Source organism: Paenibacillus popilliae ATCC 14706 (genome assembly GCF_000315235.1).
Taxonomy (GTDB): domain Bacteria; phylum Bacillota; class Bacilli; order Paenibacillales; family Paenibacillaceae; genus Paenibacillus_B; species Paenibacillus_B popilliae.
The window spans coordinates 1-587 of the sequence record NZ_BALG01000126.1; the positions used below are offsets into that span (position 1 = coordinate 1).

The following is a 587-nucleotide window of genomic DNA, read 5'->3' on the forward strand; positions in this document are numbered from 1 at the left end:
ACCCGAGGATGTGGCTACATCATACCCGTGTCCATGTTTGAGTTCACTGTTCTTTGCTTCAATTTTGTAGCGTTCCTTAGATTTCGCCTTAAAATATTCTGTGTTTTGGAACGCCATCTGTTCCGAATGTTCATCGGATTTTACCGTCACGGAATACGTCTTGCTCTTAGCTCCTTCTTTGTAACAGCCTTCCTTAAACGGACAGCGTTTGCAGATCTCCACATCGAAAAAATAGGTGTCTTGCTGGTTTTTACTGACGCCTTTTTTCCCCTGTCGTGCTTTTCGAATCGCCATGTGTCCGGCTGGACAAACGTACATGCCGGCATCTTTGTTGAACAGAAACTCGTCCTCTTTCTTGCGGGCACCTTGTGTAATGAGTGGATTGAGTTTCGCTACAAGTTCAATCTCGTTTTGTTTCGTGTAGATCAGGTTATCCTTCTCAGAATACGCCGTATCCCCAATTACCGTTTTGACCTGCATCCCGGTGGCTTGGCTTTTTTCGATCAGTGTCTGCAATTGCTTGCCATCATTTTTCTCACCTGTCGTAATGACAGCTGCCGTTATAAGTCGTTCCTCGGTCATCGCTA

The 587-nt window shown here is 45.5% G+C and carries 1 protein-coding gene; it reads right to left on the reverse strand.

Translation table 11 applies throughout. The features are described 5' to 3' along the window. A partial coding sequence (locus PPOP_RS09720; protein ID WP_042228254.1) for a transposase occupies positions 1 to 587 on the reverse strand: 587 nt, incomplete at both ends.